Source organism: Cyclobacterium xiamenense (genome assembly GCF_900109255.1).
GTDB classification, from domain to species: domain Bacteria; phylum Bacteroidota; class Bacteroidia; order Cytophagales; family Cyclobacteriaceae; genus Cyclobacterium; species Cyclobacterium xiamenense.
Genome location: NZ_FNZH01000005.1, coordinates 318,113 through 336,149, shown reverse-complemented (window position 1 = coordinate 336,149; position 18,037 = coordinate 318,113). Strand labels below are relative to the sequence as shown.

The window sequence follows — 18,037 nt, the reverse complement described above, 5'->3', positions numbered from 1 at the left end:
AGGACTGAGCGTTAAAAAACAGTCCGGTGGACTGTTTTAGCGAAGGGCCAGGCTGTAGGGCAGGTCCCGACGACTCGAAATGAAAAAAGTCAGGCACTTTGCCTGACTTTTTGAATGCAGAGGAGGAGGGATTCGAACCCCCGGAACCTCTCGGTTCAACGGTTTTCAAGACCGCCGCGATCGACCACTCTGCCACTCCTCTAAATTCACCAGGCAATCGGAATTCGTACCCCCAAATGCCCTTGTTTTCCCGCTTCCCAGGAAAAATCCCGTGATTTGGATTGCAAAGGTAGGTCATATTCTAGTTTATACAAATAATTCACCGGGAAAAAATCGGTCGAATAGGCTATTTTTTTCCCGGCTCTTTTGCCTGCCTAACCGCCTTTCGATGCCGGGCCTTGTCCAGGCTGACATTGATCTCAAACCCTACCAATACCAGTATGGAGGTAATCCATAGCCACAACATCACCGCAATCATCGTCCCGATCGACCCGTATAGCTTGTTGTAACTGGCGAAATTGTTTAAGTAAAAGGTGAACAGAAAAAAACCCAGCGTAATCAGCAAGCCAGCCACCACCGATCCGGTGGAGAAAAACTTCCACTTGTCGTGAACCGCGGGTGCAAAGCGGAAAATATAGGCCGTCGCGATCATAAACAGCAGCAACAATACAAAAAAGCGAAAAAAGGCCAGGGAATAGTAGTAAATGGTATTGCTAATAAACTCAAATTCGGAGATTCGAAATAAGAGATCGCTGCCTACCAACATCACCAACACGGCCCCGCAAATACTCACCACCAACACCAGCACAATGCTCACGGCTATCAGGCGCGTACGGAAGAAACTGCGGTATTCCTTGGTCCGGTACACGGCATTGAAGGCATTCATCATGGAGATTACCCCGTTGGTGGACAGGTAGAGTGCCAAAAAGAAGCCCAGGGAGAGCAAACTCTGGCGGGGCTTGCTGACGATGTCCATGATGGTCGGGGCGGCTTCGTTGTACACGGTCTCGGGCAAAATATCCCGGATAAATAGCAAAATATTTGCTGTGGTCACGCCCGGAAAAAAAAACTGGATAAAGGGAATCGTGTTCAGCAAAAATAAGAGCAAGGGAAACATGGCCACCGTGAAATTAAATGCCATGGCACTGGCGCGTTCGAACACGTCGTCCTTTTGCAGGTGATGGAAAAAGATTTTCCCCACGTCGTACAGGTTTTGGTCCGGATTGCCAAAGTGAATCGGCTTTAGCCGTAACGCTTGCTTGTGCAGCTGATCCAGAAACCCATCGATCCGCTTTTTCACGACCGGGACGTATTAGCTGTTTCAAAATACGGCCGTAGCAACTCTACCAAGGGTTCCGGTGGGCGGCAGGGTCGGTGCGTATCCGTTCGCAAAAAGGTCAACAGGGTGTCTCCGGTATGGATGGTTTCCCCCTGTTCGTTCAAAATTTCGTAGTAAAACCGAATGCGTACCCCGGGCATTTCCCGAATGCTGGTACGAATGGTCAGCTGCTCGTCGTATTTTCCGGGCAGTAAAAACCGGCTGTGGTTTTCCAGGACCGGCATCATGATCCCCGAAGCTTCCATTTCCTTGTACGAAAACCCGATGCTCCGCAGGGCTTCCACCCGGGCTACCTCGTAGTAGGTGGCATAATTGCCGTAATAAACGTAGCCCATTTGGTCCGTTTCGGCATACCTGACGCGGAGTTGGTGCTCTTTTGTAAACATTACCGGTAGATTTTTGAGGCGTTGAGTGCTTGCTGGTACCTTCTGGCATTGGCGAGATGCTCCCGTAGGGTCCGGGCAAAGGCATGGTATCCCGAGAAATCTTCCTTTGCGCAAAAATACAGGTAATCGTGTTCCTCGTAATTTAGCACGGCATCGAGGGAACTGATTTCCGGCAAATTGATGGGGCCGGGAGGAAGTCCGGCGTACTTGTAAGTATTGTAGGGACTTTCCACTTCCTTGTGCACGTTCAATACCCGTCGGATACTGAAGTCGCCCAGGGCAAATAGCAGGGTGGGATCGGCTTGCAAGGGCATGTTTCGCTCCAGGCGATTGAGGTATACCCCAGCTACCCGGGGGCGTTCGTCCCGTTTGTTGGTTTCTGCCTGCACGATGGAGGCCAGCGTGGACACTTCCAGGGGGCTCAATGCAAGGCTTTCGGCCTTGGCTTTCCGGGCATCGGTCCAAAACCGGTTGTATTCCCGGTACATGCGATCAAAGAGTTCCAGGGGACTTAGGTTCCAGTATACCTCGTACGTATTCGGGATAAACATGGTCATGACCGTCAGGCTGTCAAACCCGTACTTCTCCAGAAAAGCCTGGTCTTGCAGCAGCGGCAAAAAGCTTTCCGGGTCCATTTCCAGCTCGGCCGTAATTTTCTCCGCCAGTTCCTCCGGAAGGCGGATGGTATTGAAGGTGATGTTAACCGGCGTCTGGTTTCCGGAACGGAGCAGGGTGATCAGTTCCCGGTTAGACATTCTGGGTTGTAGGGTGTACTTCCCGGGTTTGACCGCCTGGGGGTAGTCCATCACCTTGGCTACGAAACTGAAGGTAACCACCTCGTTCACAATGTTCCGCTGCAGCAGGCTGTCCCGCACGGCATCAAAGGTGCTTCCGGTCGGAATGGTGAAAACTTCCGGTGCATCGCGGTTCACCAAGGTATTGGGTGAAAAAAATGCCTGGTAAAAGTAAAAACTCAGGGAGGTCAGTAAAACGGAAACGGCCACCAATCCTACCAGCAGGTATTTCTTTTTTTTGTCTGTAAGCATGCGTTTTCTTACTTGACCTGCAGGGAACGCCGGGGGAACGCACAGGTCTTGTTTTCGATCTTTTTGACAAATATACTATTAAAACAGGGACTTATTTTTTTGAATAAATAAAATCCCTTAGAAAAAACCAAGCCTTGCTTTTATATTGGCGATTAAAAGAGTTAAATTTAACTACCTGTTTGGCATCGGCAGTGCCGGTGCCGGGAGAACCTAACCCAGCAAACTGTATGGCGGCAGCCTTTATCAAGCTCTATCCTGAAAATCCGGATCCCCGTAGGATTCGGCAGATCGTGGATATCCTGCGGCAAGGCGGGGTAATCATCTACCCGACGGATACCATTTACGGGATGGGCTGTGATATTTTTAACCAAAAGGCCATTGAACGCATCAGTTTGATCAAAGGAATTAAACCCAAAAAGCAAAATTTTTCGTTTATATGTTACGATCTGAGCAATATTGCCGAGTACACCCGGGCATTGAGTACGCCGGTTTTTAAAATGATGAAGAAAGCCCTGCCCGGTCCGTTTACCTTTATCTTGGAAGCGAACAATAAGGTGCCGAAGCTATTGAACAGTAAGAAAAAGACCGTTGGTATCCGGGTACCCGATCACAGCATACCGCGGACGCTGGTAAAGGAATTGGGGCAGCCCATTCTGACTACCTCCATTCGCGACGAGGATGACGTGATCGAATACAGTACGGATCCGGAGTTGATTTATGAGAAGTACAAGGATTTGGTAGATGTGGTGATTGATGGAGGCTACGGGCAAAACGTGGCGTCCACCGTGATCGATTGTACGGGGGATCAACTAGAAGTTCTCCGCGAAGGACTGGGGGAAATTAACGAAATCGTCTGAGGAAAATACTTTTTCCTTTGCCGAACGTTTAACTTACCCCTAACTTTCCACCCATGAATAACCTGTTACCCGGAGTGCTTGCGGATGCTTTGTACCTGCCCGTCCTACCTTATTTTGTGGCGGTCAGGGGGGCAAGGGAAATCGTTCTCGCTGCCGGAGACCAACTGAGTCGGCAATCCTTTGTAAATAAAACAAGGATTCGCCTGGCCAATAAGGTCGAAATGTTGTCGGTACCCGTGTACGGGGTTCGTAAAAAGCAGGCCATCAGGGACCTAAGAATCGATTACGACCAAAAATGGTTAAACGTCCACCTGCGGGGATTGCAAAGTGCGTATGGCAAAGCTCCTTTTTTTGAATATTTTTATTCTGACCTGGAGCGTGTATATTTACAAAAGCATCCCTATTTGCTGGATCTTAACCGGGAATTACTGACACTTTGTCTCAAATTTTTGGGCTGGGATGTCAAATTGCGTGTGGAAGAAGCGCCTGTAGAGGAAGCCCATTTTCGGGACATTAGGGGGCTGATTCACCCTAAAAGGCTGAAAGAGAGGCAAGGAATCTATCACCCGCAGCCGTATCAGCAAATATTTGGCGCAGACTTTGCACCGGATTTGTCGATTGTGGATTTGTTGTTCTGCGAAGGACCCGGTGCCAACCGCATCCTGGACCGTTCAGAAAAAAGTAATTGAACAATATGTAAAACTATTGTGTTTTTAAAACAAATTCGATAACATTAATCAACGATTTGAAATAATACCATAAGAAAGGATATAATGGAAGCAAAATTTTCAAACAGAGTTAAAGAGGTGATCTCCCTTAGCCGCGAAGAAGCGCTGCGATTGGGGCATGATTACATCGGTACAGAGCACCTCTTGTTAGGAATGATTCGTGAAGGGGAAGGTGTAGCTGTTTCCATTCTAAAGAAACTTGGCGTTCCTTTGGACGAGCTGAGAAATTCCGTGGAGCGGGCAGTAAAGGGTACGGCAAATCACAATGTCAAAAATCTCGCCAATATTCCGCTAACCAGGCAATCCGAAAAAGTGTTGAAAATCACCTACCTGGAAGCTAAAATATTTAAAAGCCAACTGATTGGCACCGAACACTTACTACTTTCCATTTTGAGAGACGAAGACAATATTGCCACTCAGATACTTCAGAAATTTGATGCTACCTACGACACCGTAAAGGAAATGCTCGAATTTCAAACGGATCAGTCGCCCCGGTCAGGTACCGAAGCAGACGATTCCGACGAAGAAGGTTCCAAATTATTTGGTTCGTCCAGCGGCTCTTCCGGGAGTTCCAAAGGCAGTGCGGAAAAATCCCGTACCCCCGTATTGGATAATTTCGGCAGAGACCTTACCCGCATGGCGGAAGAGGATAAACTGGACCCCATTATTGGCAGGGAAAAAGAAATTGAGCGCGTTGCACAAATTCTATCCCGACGAAAGAAAAACAACCCCATTCTGATCGGTGAACCCGGTGTTGGTAAGACAGCCATTGCCGAAGGATTGGCGCTACGGATTATCCAGAAGAAAGTGTCTCGGGTGTTGTTCAACAAGCGTGTGGTCACACTGGACCTTGCCTCCCTCGTCGCCGGCACCAAATACCGGGGACAGTTTGAGGAACGCATGAAGGCCGTGATGAACGAGTTGGAGAAATCGCCCAATGTAATTTTATTTATTGACGAGTTGCACACCATTGTGGGAGCAGGAGGGGCCAGTGGCTCCCTTGATGCCTCCAATATGTTTAAGCCGGCACTGGCCCGCGGAGAAATCCAATGCATCGGTGCCACCACGCTGGACGAATACCGGCAGTACATCGAAAAAGACGGGGCCCTCGCGCGTAGGTTTCAAATGGTGATGGTGGATGCCACCTCGCCGGAGGAAACCATACAAATCCTCGAGAACATCAAGGATAAATACGAGGATCACCACAACGTGAATTATACCGCCGAAGCCATTCAGGCCTGTGTGAACCTATCCGACCGGTACATCTCGGATCGGTTTCTACCGGACAAGGCCATCGATATTCTCGACGAAGCAGGAGCGAGGGTGCACATCAATAATATCCACGTTCCGGAAAACATCCTGAAGTTGGAAGACGAAGTAGAGAAAATCAAGGTAGAAAAAAACCGGGTCGTCAAAAGCCAGAAGTACGAAGAGGCGGCCCAACTGCGGGACAAGGAAAAGAAACTCCTGGAGCAGCTGGAAAATGCCAAGGCCAAATGGGAGGAAGAAAGCAAAACCAAGCGGTATACGGTAGAAGAAGATAACGTGGCCGAAGTCATTGCCATGATGACGGGTATACCTGCCCGTCGAATCGCCCAAAACGAAGGAGCCAAATTGCTCAATATGGGTGAGGAACTGAAAGGCCGGGTAGTGGGACAGGAAGAGGCGATCAGGAAATTAACCAAAGCCATCCAACGTACCCGAGTCGGATTGAAAGATCCCAAGAAGCCCATCGGATCCTTTGTGTTCCTGGGACCTACCGGGGTTGGAAAAACCGAATTGGCCAAAATGCTTGCTACCTATCTGTTTGATAAGGAAGATTCCCTGATCCGGATCGACATGTCGGAGTACATGGAGAAGTTCTCCGTATCCAGATTGGTAGGAGCACCTCCAGGCTATGTAGGCTATGAAGAAGGTGGACAGCTTACTGAAAAAGTTCGACGTAAGCCCTATTCCGTGGTCTTGCTCGACGAAATCGAGAAAGCCCACCCGGATGTATTCAACATCTTGTTGCAGGTGCTGGACGATGGCGTCCTGACCGATGGATTGGGCAGACGTGTAGACTTCCGAAATACCATCATCATCATGACCTCCAATATTGGTGTGAGGGACCTGAAAGATTTTGGGGCAGGAATCGGGTTTGCATCCAAAGCCAAAGAAGAGAACATGGACGAAGTGATGAAATCGACCATCCAAAATGCCCTGAAAAAGGCATTTAGTCCGGAGTTTCTAAACCGATTGGATGATGTGGTGGTTTTCAATTCCCTAACCAAGGACCACATTCACCAGATTATCGACATCAGTCTGAAAAAACTCTTCACGCGGATTACGGACTTGGGCTATGTCATCGAACTTACCGACAAGGCCAAGGATTTTCTTTCAGAAAAAGGCTACGACAAGCAGTACGGTGCACGGCCACTGAATCGAGCCATACAGAAGTACCTGGAAGACGCACTTGCCGAGGAAATTCTCAAAGGAGAACTGTCCGAAGGAGACGTGATCATCGCCGATTACCTGGGCGAAGGTGATGCACTGGAAATCAGCGTCACCAAAAAGGAAAAAGCAGATTAATCCCAGGCTTTATGCTGGGAACTCAAACATACATTAGTGGGGCAGCCTTTCGGGGCTGTCCTTTCCTTTTTTTAGGTAGTTGGAAAACTACCCTGGATTAACTAAAAAAAATGGTGATAGTCAAATTGTTAAAATCGGTTGTTGGTTAAACGCGTAGCGGAATGAGTTTTCTTTTTGAAAAATTGCTTAAGCTTTTTTTTCTGTTTTCGATCATCCCTTTTTTGCTTTCGGAGAAGCTTCAGAAAAAGTACGACCTAAAGCTACACCCCCAGGTAACGTACAGCCTCTTTAGCGGTCCAAAAAAAGTGGGAGAGGTAAAAGAAAAATTCCTCGATGAGACCAGCGGGTTGGCTGTTTCCCGGAAGTTTCCGGAGCTACTTTACCTACACAACGACAGCGGAGGATCGGCGGAAATCTTCTTACTTGATACCCTGGGAAAGTACCGCGGTAGCATCCTCCTGGAAGGGGTTACCAATCGGGATTGGGAAGATCTGGCAATCGGCCCCGGTCCGGTTGACGGTGAATCGTACCTGTACCTGGGGGACATTGGCGATAATTTCGGTGTGCACGAGGAATTGTTTATTTACCGCTTTCCCGAGCCCCCTACCGTCGAGGAAGCGCGTTCGGTACTACCGGAACGAATCAAGTTGAGGTATCCGGACGGTGCCAAGGATGCGGAAACCCTGCTAGTGGATCCCTTGGGGGGTGACCTTTACGTGCTGACGAAACGAGACGCTAGAAACTCGCTGTACAAAGCTGCTGCCGCCGATTTGCAGGATGGGAGTACCGTTGTATTGGAAAAGGTGCTGGAGATGCCTATCACACTCTCGGTAGCCGGGGATATTTCTGCGGACGGCCTTCAGGTAGCCATCAAAAACTATTGGGTGGTCTATTATTGGGAGCGAGACCCCAACCTGACGCTGGAGGAAACGCTAGGCCACCCCGCAAAACTGCTGCCGTACGAACCGGAACCCCAGGGAGAAGCGCTCGCCTTCAGCCCGGATGGCAACAGCTATTTCACGCTGAGCGAAAAGAAGCTGCGGGTGCAGCCGGTGCTGTACCGGTACACCCGGCTGCCGGCGCCTGAATAATCCGATTACTGGCTGTAGTGCCAGCAAACGCAAATGGATGTGCAGCATGATGTGGCCTGTCTATTTCAAAAATGCACCTGCTTTCCGTAAAAACGAGGAGCCAACTTGGTTCGGTCCGGCCAATTCAGGGCATTTCACTCATCTGCAAGCGCAGAACCCCTCCATTTACCAAATCCTGGTGGCGAATGCCTATACCGGTTTCTGGTTTTCCATTGAAGCTTTTTCGTTGAATGTAATACCGGTCGGGACCGTTGTTTTCCGCCCAGATGGTGACCGTTTTTCCGGGGTAGTAGTCCGGGTGGAGGCGGATGACCGCTTTGTCAAAAATCGGGCTTCCCAGTTCGTACAGCGGATTTTCCTCCGTTCCGGCGTTCATCTGAAACAAGCCCAGTTTCATCAGCACGGCCAGGGAGCCCATGAGGCCCTGATCTTCGTCCCCGTTGTAGCCCCGGTGGGGGCTAAGTGCGGAAAAGGCACGCTCCAGTACTTTCCGGGACCAGTATTGGGTGAGATCGGGACGGTCCAGGTAATTGAACACATAGGCCATTTGCATGGAAGGCTGGTTGCCGTAATTGACGGGAATTCTCCGGTATTCGGGATGCGTTTCCACCGCGTGGGAGGTGCCGGAGGTGAATCCGAGTTTCTCTGCTTCCAGGAATTGCTGCTGTAGTTTTTCCACTGCTTTTTCTTTTCCGCCCATGAGTTCGGCCAGGCCGGGTAAATCATGCGGTACAAACCAGGTAAATTGCGCCCCATTGGCTTCTACAAAACCCTTTCCATAGTCGTAGGGATCATAGGGATTCATCCATTGCCCTCGCATATTTTTGGGCCGCATCCATCCGCTAGCGGGGTCGAAAACGTTCTTGTAGTTTTGCGAGCGCGCTAAAAACAGCTGTGCATCGGCCTCTTTGGACAGGGCTTTGGCCAGTTGGGCCAGTGTCCAGTCCTGAAAGCTGTATTCCAGCGTTTGTCCGGCGCCCTGTTCGTGTCCACCAAACCGGCCTCTTGGGTTGGGGTAGGGGACGTAGCCCATATCGATGTAGTCTTCCACATTTCCTCCCAGGGCGGTGCGGTGCTCGTAGCCGGATTTGCTCATCATTCCTCCCGGGAGGTGGTTTTTCTTCAACCCCTCGTAAGCGGTTTCCACATCAAATCCGCGGATCCCTTTTTGGTACAGGCTGACGAAGAAAGGCGTGGAAGAAGCGCCTGTCATGACATACGTGTAGTTGCCTCCCGAAGGGCCCCTGGGAATCAGCCCGCCGTCTCGGTAGTATTGCAGAAAACTGTTGGCAAATTCCTCGGCAATATCCGGGTAGACCAGTGACCAGAGTACACCGATGGTCCATTGGGCGCCCCAGAAGGAATCGGAATTGAAATGCCGGAAACGGGGATTGCCGGCCTCGTCCAGCGGCAGCTGTCCAATCCGGAAGGTGTCGCCGGTGTGATCGGGATAGGCGCCGTTTACATCGCTGATGGTACGCCGGCCCTGAAGGGCTTTCCACAAATCGGTGTAAAACCGGCGGCGCTGCGTTTCGGTGTTTCCTTCCACCTGTATGCGGCTTAGCAGTTCGTTCCACAGGGCACGAGTTTCCTGTTCTACCCGGTCAAAGTCCCAATGCGAGAGTTCCTTTTCCATGTTTTCGCGGGCGTTGTCCGGGTGGGTGTAGGAGATGCTTACCTTCATTTGCAGGGCTTCGCCGTCCAACTCCCCAAAGCCCACAATAATATGGGGGGAATCTGACTGCTCCACCCAGTCGCTAATGGGCCGATCAAATGCCACCTGAAAATGGACGGTGATGGGGTGTGGGCGCCGGGAAGTCGGTTCGTTGGTAACGCTTCCCTGCAAGGTGTGGTCGTCCAGCTTTTTTAAGCGACCCTCCACCATGGCGCTGGGCCCTAACATTCCTCCCAGATGAAACAGGACACCGGACTGTTTTCCAGAGGGAAAGCGGTAGCGGTGCAAACCTACCCGATGGGTAGCGGTAAGCTCTGCGTCGACCTGAAAACGATCCAGGTACACCCGGTGGTAGCCTGCCCGAATGGTTTCCCGATCGTGACTGTAGGGGGAATAGTAGTCAGAAAGCAGGTCTTCGGGTGAAGCGGTATAGCTAATCGGCATGACCGAGACCCCGGAAAGTTGCCAGGCGTGAATGTGGCTAAACCCTTTGATGCTGTCGGCATCGTAACGGTAACCACTGTTCCATGCCCCGTCCAATTCGTGGTCCGGGCTCAGGTTGACCATCCCAAAAGGCCGGGTAGCCGAGCTAAAGTAAAACCACCGGGAATTGGCAGCGTCCAACAGGGGGTAGACCTGGTCTACCGGTTCCGGCTCGGGTTTCGACTGAAAACCAAAAAGAGGAAAAAGCGCAAGCAGTACAAACAGGAGGAAACGATTCGAGGTCATGGAGGTGGGGTTACGCAGGGGTTTTAGAAAGTGCCAGCTGCCAGTTCCAACTGTCACGAAGGGAATCTTCCAGCGTGTATTTGGGATGCCAGTCCAGTTCACGGGTTATTTTTTCAGTATCGGCCCATACTTTTTCCACGTCTCCGGGCCTTCTGGGGCCGATTTTATAATTTAAGGCCTGCTTGCTGACTTTTTCAAACGCCTGAATTACCTCCAGCACGGTATTTCCGGTGCCAGTGCCTACGTTGAACAGGTCGTAGAAGGGTGCGTTTTTTCCGCGGAGATAGCTGATCGCCTTTACATGGGCTTCGGCCAGGTCCATCACGTGAATGTAATCCCGGACACAACTGCCATCGGGGGTGTTGTAATCGTCACCAAATACGGTCAGTTCCTTCCGGATACCCACTCCTGTCTGGGTGACAAAGGGTACCAGATTGGAAGGGACCCCGAGGGGCAACTCCCCAATGTGTGAGGAAGGATGGGCGCCAATGGGATTGAAATACCTCAGCGCAATGGCCGCCAGTTTCGCCTCGCTTTTAACCTGATCGACAAGGATGTCTTCACAGATTTTCTTGGTATTGCCGTACGGACTTTCGGCCACTTTCCGGGGCGTACTTTCCTTGACTGGCAATTCGTCGGGTTGTCCGTAAACGGTGCAAGATGAGGAGAAAACCAGGTTTTCCACCCCGAATTTTTCCATGGTTTCCAAAAGTGCCACTAGGGAAAAGATATTGTTGCCGTAATATTTCAACGGTTTCTGGGTGCTTTCTCCGACCGCCTTGTAGGCAGCAAAATGAATCACCCCGGTAAGCGCATGCTCCGAAAATATTTTTTCCAGTAAGCTGCGATCGTTGCAATCCCCTTCGTAGCAGGGGATGGACAGGCCGGTGATTTTGGAAAGACCTTCCAGTACGTTTTTTTCGGAATTCGAAAAGTCATCAACGATGATGGGTTGGTAGCCCGCTTCCACCAGGGCTACTGCCGTATGGGAACCGATGTATCCGGCACCTCCCGTAATTAAAATATTTTCCATGATCAAATATAAAGTTTAATTCATTTTGGGGGAAACATTCCCGTGCTTTTTCCGCCCTAATTGGGCTTTTTTATTTAGAGAAAACCGGTTGTAGGAGAATTTATTTTGTGTTTCCCGATAGATTTCGTAAGTTTGCGAGCTGAAAGGAGGTGTATATATATGATCGTAGTAAACGTTAAAGAAAACGAGTCCATCGAAAAAGCGCTAAAGCGTTTTAAGAAAAAGTTTGACAAAACCGGTGTCATCCGTGAGTTGAGAAGAAGGCAACATTTTGAGAAGCCTTCGATAACCCGACGCACAGAGGTAATTAAAGCCGCCTACAAACAACGAATGCAGGAACAGGAAGGGAAATAAGAAATCCTTTCGTTTTCATAAAATTATTGAGCATATTGGTGTATGAAATCACCGATATGCTTTTTTCATTTATAAATTACCTGGAACACGAAAAGCGGGCCAGCGCGCATACCGTACTGGCCTACACGAAAGATCTGGAGCAGTTCTCCGCATTTTCCGTGGACGCCTTTGGGTTGCAGGGTCCCGAGGAAGCGGGCCACTCCGAAATACGGGCCTGGATGGTGGACTTGATAGAAGAGGGCCTTTCGCCCGCAACTGTCAACCGCAAAATGGCTACCCTGCGGACCTTTTTTAAATTTTTGGTGAAGTCGGGTCGCATCAGCCGTGACCCCACGGTCAAGATTCAATCCCTGAAAAAAGGGAGAACCCTCCCAGCTTTTATACCCGAAAAGGAAGTGGAAGCCCTTTTGGAGGCGGTAAACTACGCATCCGATTTTGACGGGCAGCGCGATCGCATGGTCTTGCAACTCCTGTACCTTACCGGCATGCGTTTGTCGGAGTTGATTGGGCTGCGCTGGCGCGCGGTGGATCTCGAAAGCGGGCAGATCAAGGTACTCGGGAAAGGGAAGAAATACCGAATAATTCCGGTGTCTATACGACTTCAAAAAAATATTCTTGCCTATAAAAAAGTATTCGATGAAACATTTTCATTTGCAGAGGGAAATGACTATTTTATCGTTAGAAACAGTAAGGAAGCTGCTTATCCGATGATGGTTTATCGAATTGTCAGAAAATACCTCGATCTTTTTATTCAGACCACCCATAGAAGTCCCCACCTTATGCGCCACACTTTTGCCACCCACTTGCTTAATAAAGGAGCCGACCTCAATGCCGTCAAGGACCTGCTGGGGCACTCCAGCCTGGCTGCTACCCAGGTATACACCCATAATTCCATCGAGAAACTGAAGGCTGTGTACGAACAGGCACATCCCAAAGCGTAAATAAAAGTTTAACTTTTAAACAGTGATTATTATGAAATTACAAATGCATTCCATTCATTTCGATGCCGATCAGAAGTTGATCAATTTTATCCAGAAAAAGGCGGATAAACTCGATACGTATTACGATCAGATCATTGACGGAGAAGTTTTTATGAGGCTGGATAAAAATGATAAGAGTGAAAATAAGATCGTAGAAATCAAGTTGAATGTACCCGGAAAGCAACTTTTTGCAAAAAGTCAAAACGATTCCTTCGAAGCAGCAGCAGACGATTCGGTGGAAGCCCTGCGAAGGCAGATCAAAAAATTCAAGGAAAAACTGGTTATCGCCAAGCAATAGCTAACGCATTTTCACAACCAAAAAAGCTGCCCTTGCGCAGCTTTTTTGGTTTCTTGCCGTTTGGTAATACCCTTAGGGAGCAATTCGTTCCACCCAGTAGTATTTTTTGCCCCATTTCCGCTTGGCCTCCGCAGTGTCTCCGCTGAGAATTGCATCCACCATGGCCTGCCAGTATTTTGGGTCCCAGTTCAGGCTGGCCAACTGGCTAGTAAAGGATTCCTTCGGGAGCTGCTCCAGGGTGGGCGCATCACAAATTAGAAACCGATACTGTTCGGGCACCTCGGCCAGGCGGGCAAAGGTTTTCATGGGATAGGTGGTTCCCAGGCCAATTCGGATTTTACTGGCATAATGGGGATGCCCCAAAAAAGCGATCGGGCTGTTTTCCGGGATGGCTTGCTCCTGCAAGTGGGTACGAACCTGTACCCCCTGATGGGGAATGGACAAGGGATACGAAACCAGCGTAAGGTTAAAAAACACCAACAGAATGGCGGTTCCAAGCACCTGGAGTCGGTATGCTGGAAATCGAAGCTGGACCGCTAAAAAGAAGCTTAGAGCCAGCCCTGCCAGCCATTGCAGGGACAGGTACCAGGGGCTTTCCAGACCAATCAGGGGCAAGATGGCCACCAAGAGCAACAGCCAGTTGATGCCCAGAAACACCCAGGCGGCCACTTTGAGGCTGTGGTACAGCTGTATTTCCGATTGCTTGCGTAGCAGTGCCGCCAGTCCTACAGCGGCTAGCGGCGTGACCGGAAGCAGGTACCGTTCGTAGAAGATGGATACCATGCCGGTCATGGCGATGATGGATACCACCCATACGGCGACGAAGCCAAAAAAGGCCTTGTTTTCCTGAAAGGTGGCCGCAGCCGTTGTACGTATTCCCTTTAGCGCCGGCAGAAACCAGGGGACGAACAAAACGATCATCAGCAGCAATGCCAACGAGAAATGCCGGATAATTTGCCATATCCTATTTCCAAGGCGCATGCCCAGCTGGTCTTCGTAAAAGGAATCCAGGTACACCGGCCCAAACCGAACGTACATGGCCACAAACCAAAACAAGCCGATTGCAATTCCGCTCAGGAGGGCTGGCGGATGGAGCAGTTTCTTCAGGGACAGGGGCTGCCAGGGATTATACCGGAGGTAGACAATGGCAATGAGTCCCAAAGCGGCCGCCGGTAGGCCCTTTACCTCAAACGCCAGCCCAAGGCTCAGGTAAAACAACCATAGGTACCGTTTCGGGGCATCCTCACCGAAGCGAAGCAGTCCCGTTACTCCCAGGGCTGCCAGGGTAACAAAAAACGCCAGTAAAATATCCGGAATGGAGCGCGTGCTGCTGAAAATCAGTACCGGATGCGTGGCCGCGATCCAGGCCGACCACTGCGGCAGACGGTTGTCACCGCCGGCCATCCGGGCGATCAGGTATACCAGGGGAATCAAGGCAGCCCCTGCCAGCAAAAACAGCAGTCGGGAGGCCAGGGCGGAAACGCCTACCGTTTCAAATCCCGCCAGTACGGCCCAATAAGTAAGGATGGGTTTCTTGAAACGCAGCTCCCCGTTTCCCAGATAGGTGGTCAGGTAGTCCCCGTTTTGCATCATTTGCAAGGCGGCGTCTGTGTAATACATTTCGTCCGGATAATGCAGATGAAAATCCAGGGCAAACGGTGCGATCAGCAGCAGGAAGGCGATCAGGGGCAAGGAAAAGCCGTTTGTCCAATGCAGCGGTTGTTTCATGAAGTAAAAAAGGAGGTGCGAAAGTAAGAAAAACTCCTGCTTTTGGGAAGAAACGCCTTCCCAAAAGCAGGAGTTTCATTAGATTTTTACGCGTTTGCCTTTTTCTGCGGATTTCAAAATGGCTTCCACGATGGCGATGTCCCGCAAGCCTTCTTCTCCGGGTACCAGCGGCGCTTTGTTTTCCAGAATAGCCAGGGCATCGTCGTCCATCTGTTTGGCTTGCTGCCAGGGCACCTGGTAGGGATGATTGATCTCTCCCAATGGGCTTTTCCCTTTCACTCCCGCATAGGCAGAGTAGGGCTGCATTTCAATGTTGCCTTCTGCACATTCAATGGTCAGATAATTCACGCTTTCGGCAAAGCTGGTTTTGATGTCGGCAAAAACACCCCCCGGAAACTCCAGCTTGGCAGTCACCACATCGGCAAGGCCGTCTTTGTAGATGTCCGGACGGGTGGAGATGGCCGATGCCGACACCACCGCGATCGGTTCCATATGGGTGCCCAGGCGGGCTCCTTGTATGGAATATACCCCCATATCGTAAATGACGCCGCCACCCATTTCTTTCTTTTGCTTCCAGTGGTCGGTTCGGTTTTCCCGGTAGCCGGCAGCGCAGTCCACGTAGTTGACGCTCCCCAGTTTGTTTTGTTGAACAATGGAACGGTATTCCTGGGTATTGGGCTCGTGGTGCAGGCGGTAGCCAATGGTCAGCTGAACCTTATTTTTCTTGCAGGCGTCGATCATGCGTTGACATTCCTTGCTGGTCACCGCCATGGGTTTTTCGCACCAGACGTGCTTGCCGGCGTTGGCAGCGCGGATGGTGTATTCGGCGTGCATGGAGGGAGGCAGCACCACGTAAACCACGTCTATATCCGGATTGTCCGCGATGCGATCAAAGTTTTCGTAAGTGTAGATGTTTTTCTCGGGTATCTGGTATTTTTCCTTCCAGGCCTCGGCCTTGGATGGGGTGCCGGTGACAATTCCGGCCAGGTAACAATGCTCGGTTTGCTGCAAGGCCGGGGCGAGAAGGTCGGTGCTGTAATAGCCCAACCCTACCAGTGCCACACCGATTTTCTCTTTCCTGGAACGGGCCAGGAGTTGTAGGGGGTTCACCAGGGCAAGGCTGCTGCCAAGCGCCAGGGTCTTCAGGGCATTTCGTCTGGAATGCGTGTTCATTGGGTTTTCTCGTTTGGTTTGATAAAAAAGGGATCCCCAGCATTTTCTGGTTTTCGTTTTCAATATAAGGAATTTTACCGGCTGCGGCAACAGCTGGAAAAGCCCTGGCAGGGCGTCGGGTTTGGCCTTCGGGAATGTTTTTGCGGCTCCATTTGCCCCCGCTTTCAAAAAAAGCCGTAATTTCGTTGAAATTTTGTTGTATGGCCCAACCAGAGATTTCGGTAGTCGTTACCGTGTTTAACGAAGAAGGAAACATTCCCCCCTTACTGGAAGCAATCTACGCCGCACTGGCTTCCATCGCTTACGAGCTCATCCTGGTGGACGATGGTTCGACGGACCGCTCTGTGGAGAAAATGAAGGCCCTCGCCAATGAACACACGCGCGTGCTCATCTTCAACAAGAATTACGGACAGACAACGGCGTTGGCGGCAGGCATCGATCATTCCAACGGGCAGTACATCGTGACCATGGACGGGGACTTGCAAAACGACCCCAGCGATATACCCATGATGCTGGATCTGGCCAAAAACGAAGACTGGGACGTGGTGGCAGGCAGAAGGGCCAACCGGCAGGATGGCTTTGTGCTTCGGAAATTGCCCAGCAAAATGGCCAATTGGCTGATCCGCACCACCACCAAGGTGTACCTTTCCGATTACGGCTGCAGTCTGCGGATCTACAAGGCGCACATTGCCCAAAACATGGGCTTGTACGGAGAATTGCACCGCTTCATTCCGGTGCTTGCAAGGCAGGAAGGTGCCCGCATGACGGAAGTGGATGTGAAGCACCATCCGCGCATCCACGGCACCTCCAAATACGGGCTAAGCCGCACCTTCAAAGTGATTGCCGACCTGATCCTGATGCTTTTTTTCCAAAAGTACTTTCAGCGGCCCATCCATATTTTCGGTACGCTGGGCTTGCTCTCGTTTGCCGTTGGTGTATTGGTAAACATTTACCTGCTTATCCTGAAATTACTGGGAGAGGATATCTGGGGTCGCCCCATACTGTTGGTGGGCTTTATTTTGGTCTTGGGTGGGGTGCAGCTGATTACCACCGGTATCGTGGCCGAAATCATCGTCCGTACCTACTTTGAGTCGCAGAATAAAAAAACGTATACCGTGAAAGCCATTCATCAAGGTGGGCAAAAAACGACTTAAACTTTTCCTTAAAATTCTCCTGACGGGAATTGCCCTGTATGTGGTTTTTAATAAAATCGATACAAAGACCACCTGGCGGGTCATCCAATCGGCACACCCGGGCTGGTTGGCCCTCGCCTGGCTGTTTTTTATCGTATCCAAGGTGTTTAGCGCTTTTCGGTTAAACCGCTATTTTTTCGATATTGGCCTGCACCTGCCCCAATCCAAAAACCTGAAATTGTATGCGATAGGCATGTTTTACAACCTGTTTCTGCCCGGGGGAATCGGTGGAGACGGATACAAGGTATACCTGCTCAATAAAACCCACGGGGCATCGGTGAAGAAGTTGATCCATTGCGTGCTGCTGGACCGGGGCAATGGCCTGGCCGTGCTGCTTTGGCTGATGTTTGGGCTCATGCTTTTTTTGGACCTGGACTGGAGCCTTCCCATCTCGCCGTTTTGGCTGGGCTTGCTGGCCATGGCCACACTTCCATTCGGCTTTTATTTGGTCATGTATCTTTTTTTTCGCCCGTTTATGTCCTCCATTCCGGTAAGTACCGGCTACTCTTTTTTAAACCAGGTATTGCAGCTGTTCAGCGCCTATTTTCTCCTGGCGGCCCTGGAAGTGGAACACCAATTTGTTACTTACCTCTTTGTCTTTCTGGTTTCGAGCACGGTATCGGTGTTGCCGCTGACCATCGGTGGGGTAGGGGCCAGGGAATTGGTATTTGTGTATGCGCACGATCTGGTGGGCATTGATCGAAACGTAGCGGTTGCCTTTAGCCTGTTGTTTTTCCTGATTACCGTGCTGACCTCGCTGAGCGGGATTTTTTTCAAATTCAAAAAATAGGAATGAAACCTTTCTTAGCTTGGAAGGACGACCTGTGGGGTTGCACGATTTTTGTGTAGCTTAGGC

Annotated in this window: 16 protein-coding genes and 1 tRNA gene; 9 read left to right on the top strand and 8 right to left on the bottom strand. The window is 50.5% G+C overall.

Translation table 11 applies throughout. The features are described 5' to 3' along the window. Positions 1-117: 117 nt before the first annotated feature. The 4 genes from BMW71_RS17295 to mltG form a co-directional block, all read right to left on the bottom strand. Positions 118-202: transfer RNA gene (locus BMW71_RS17295), tRNA-Ser, on the bottom strand. Positions 203-346: 144 nt separating this feature from the next. After that, the gene (locus tag BMW71_RS17290; RefSeq protein ID WP_092176833.1) at positions 347-1,300 is read right to left on the bottom strand and encodes a YihY/virulence factor BrkB family protein; all 954 of its coding nucleotides are present in this window, start codon (positions 1,298-1,300) and stop codon (positions 347-349) included. Beyond that, positions 1,297-1,725 (bottom strand): acyl-CoA thioesterase, encoded by a 429-nt coding sequence (locus tag BMW71_RS17285; protein ID WP_092176830.1) that lies wholly within the window; start codon positions 1,723-1,725, stop codon positions 1,297-1,299. Before BMW71_RS17285 ends, BMW71_RS17290 begins: the two co-directional genes overlap by 4 nt. Then, positions 1,725-2,771, bottom strand: coding sequence for an endolytic transglycosylase MltG (gene mltG, locus BMW71_RS17280; protein ID WP_092176827.1), 1,047 nt, complete (start codon positions 2,769-2,771; stop codon positions 1,725-1,727). The genes BMW71_RS17285 and mltG overlap by 1 nt, the downstream gene beginning before the upstream one ends. Before the next feature lie 227 nt (positions 2,772-2,998). Between mltG and BMW71_RS17275 the strand changes: the two genes are divergently transcribed. From BMW71_RS17275 to BMW71_RS17260, 4 genes are all read left to right on the top strand, one after another. After that, the gene (locus tag BMW71_RS17275) at positions 2,999-3,628 is read left to right on the top strand and encodes an L-threonylcarbamoyladenylate synthase (protein WP_092176896.1); all 630 of its coding nucleotides are present in this window, start codon (positions 2,999-3,001) and stop codon (positions 3,626-3,628) included. Positions 3,629-3,681: 53 nt separating this feature from the next. Continuing rightward, entirely contained in the window at positions 3,682-4,317 is a 636-nt protein-coding gene (locus BMW71_RS17270) for a WbqC family protein (RefSeq protein ID WP_092176825.1), read from the top strand. An 84-nt stretch (positions 4,318-4,401) separates the two neighbouring features. Next, on the top strand, positions 4,402-6,927 hold the full coding sequence (locus BMW71_RS17265) for an ATP-dependent Clp protease ATP-binding subunit (RefSeq protein WP_092176822.1): 2,526 nt from the start codon (positions 4,402-4,404) through the stop codon (positions 6,925-6,927). A gap of 161 nt (positions 6,928-7,088) precedes the next feature. After that, positions 7,089-8,018 (top strand): hypothetical protein, encoded by a 930-nt coding sequence (locus tag BMW71_RS17260; RefSeq protein WP_092176819.1) that lies wholly within the window; start codon positions 7,089-7,091, stop codon positions 8,016-8,018. Positions 8,019-8,142: 124 nt separating this feature from the next. Here the strand turns inward: BMW71_RS17260 and BMW71_RS17255 are convergent, their stop codons facing one another. Next, positions 8,143-10,422 carry a GH92 family glycosyl hydrolase gene (locus BMW71_RS17255; protein ID WP_092176816.1) on the bottom strand — a complete coding sequence of 760 codons (2,280 nt, stop codon included), beginning with the start codon at positions 10,420-10,422 and terminating at the stop codon, positions 8,143-8,145. A gap of 10 nt (positions 10,423-10,432) precedes the next feature. Beyond that, complete coding sequence (galE, locus tag BMW71_RS17250) at positions 10,433-11,455, bottom strand: UDP-glucose 4-epimerase GalE (protein ID WP_092176813.1); 1,023 nt, start codon at positions 11,453-11,455, stop codon at positions 10,433-10,435. Between the two features lie 159 nt (positions 11,456-11,614). On the opposite strand from galE, the gene rpsU reads away from it, so the two are divergent. The 3 genes from rpsU to hpf are packed head-to-tail and all read left to right on the top strand — an operon-like array spanning position 11,615 to position 13,087. Beyond that, complete coding sequence (gene rpsU / locus BMW71_RS17245) at positions 11,615-11,809, top strand: 30S ribosomal protein S21 (protein WP_092176810.1); 195 nt, start codon at positions 11,615-11,617, stop codon at positions 11,807-11,809. A gap of 56 nt (positions 11,810-11,865) precedes the next feature. Further along, a complete protein-coding gene (locus BMW71_RS17240) occupies positions 11,866-12,750 on the top strand; it encodes a tyrosine-type recombinase/integrase (protein ID WP_092176893.1) in 885 nt (294 codons plus the stop codon). Between the two features lie 31 nt (positions 12,751-12,781). Then, positions 12,782-13,087 (top strand): ribosome hibernation-promoting factor, HPF/YfiA family, encoded by a 306-nt coding sequence (gene hpf / locus BMW71_RS17235; RefSeq protein ID WP_092176807.1) that lies wholly within the window; start codon positions 12,782-12,784, stop codon positions 13,085-13,087. Positions 13,088-13,159: 72 nt separating this feature from the next. Here the strand turns inward: hpf and BMW71_RS17230 are convergent, their stop codons facing one another. Continuing rightward, positions 13,160-14,815, bottom strand: a complete 1,656-nt coding sequence (locus tag BMW71_RS17230) for an ArnT family glycosyltransferase (protein WP_092176804.1) — start codon at positions 14,813-14,815, stop codon at positions 13,160-13,162. Positions 14,816-14,893: 78 nt separating this feature from the next. Further along, entirely contained in the window at positions 14,894-15,988 is a 1,095-nt protein-coding gene (locus tag BMW71_RS17225) for a Gfo/Idh/MocA family protein (protein WP_092176890.1), read from the bottom strand. Positions 15,989-16,188: 200 nt separating this feature from the next. On the opposite strand from BMW71_RS17225, the gene BMW71_RS17220 reads away from it, so the two are divergent. Next, on the top strand, positions 16,189-17,142 hold the full coding sequence (locus BMW71_RS17220; RefSeq protein WP_092176801.1) for a glycosyltransferase family 2 protein: 954 nt from the start codon (positions 16,189-16,191) through the stop codon (positions 17,140-17,142). Beyond that, on the top strand, positions 17,123-17,971 hold the full coding sequence (locus BMW71_RS17215) for a lysylphosphatidylglycerol synthase transmembrane domain-containing protein (RefSeq protein WP_092176799.1): 849 nt from the start codon (positions 17,123-17,125) through the stop codon (positions 17,969-17,971). Before BMW71_RS17220 ends, BMW71_RS17215 begins: the two co-directional genes overlap by 20 nt. Positions 17,972-18,037: the final 66 nt, after the last annotated feature.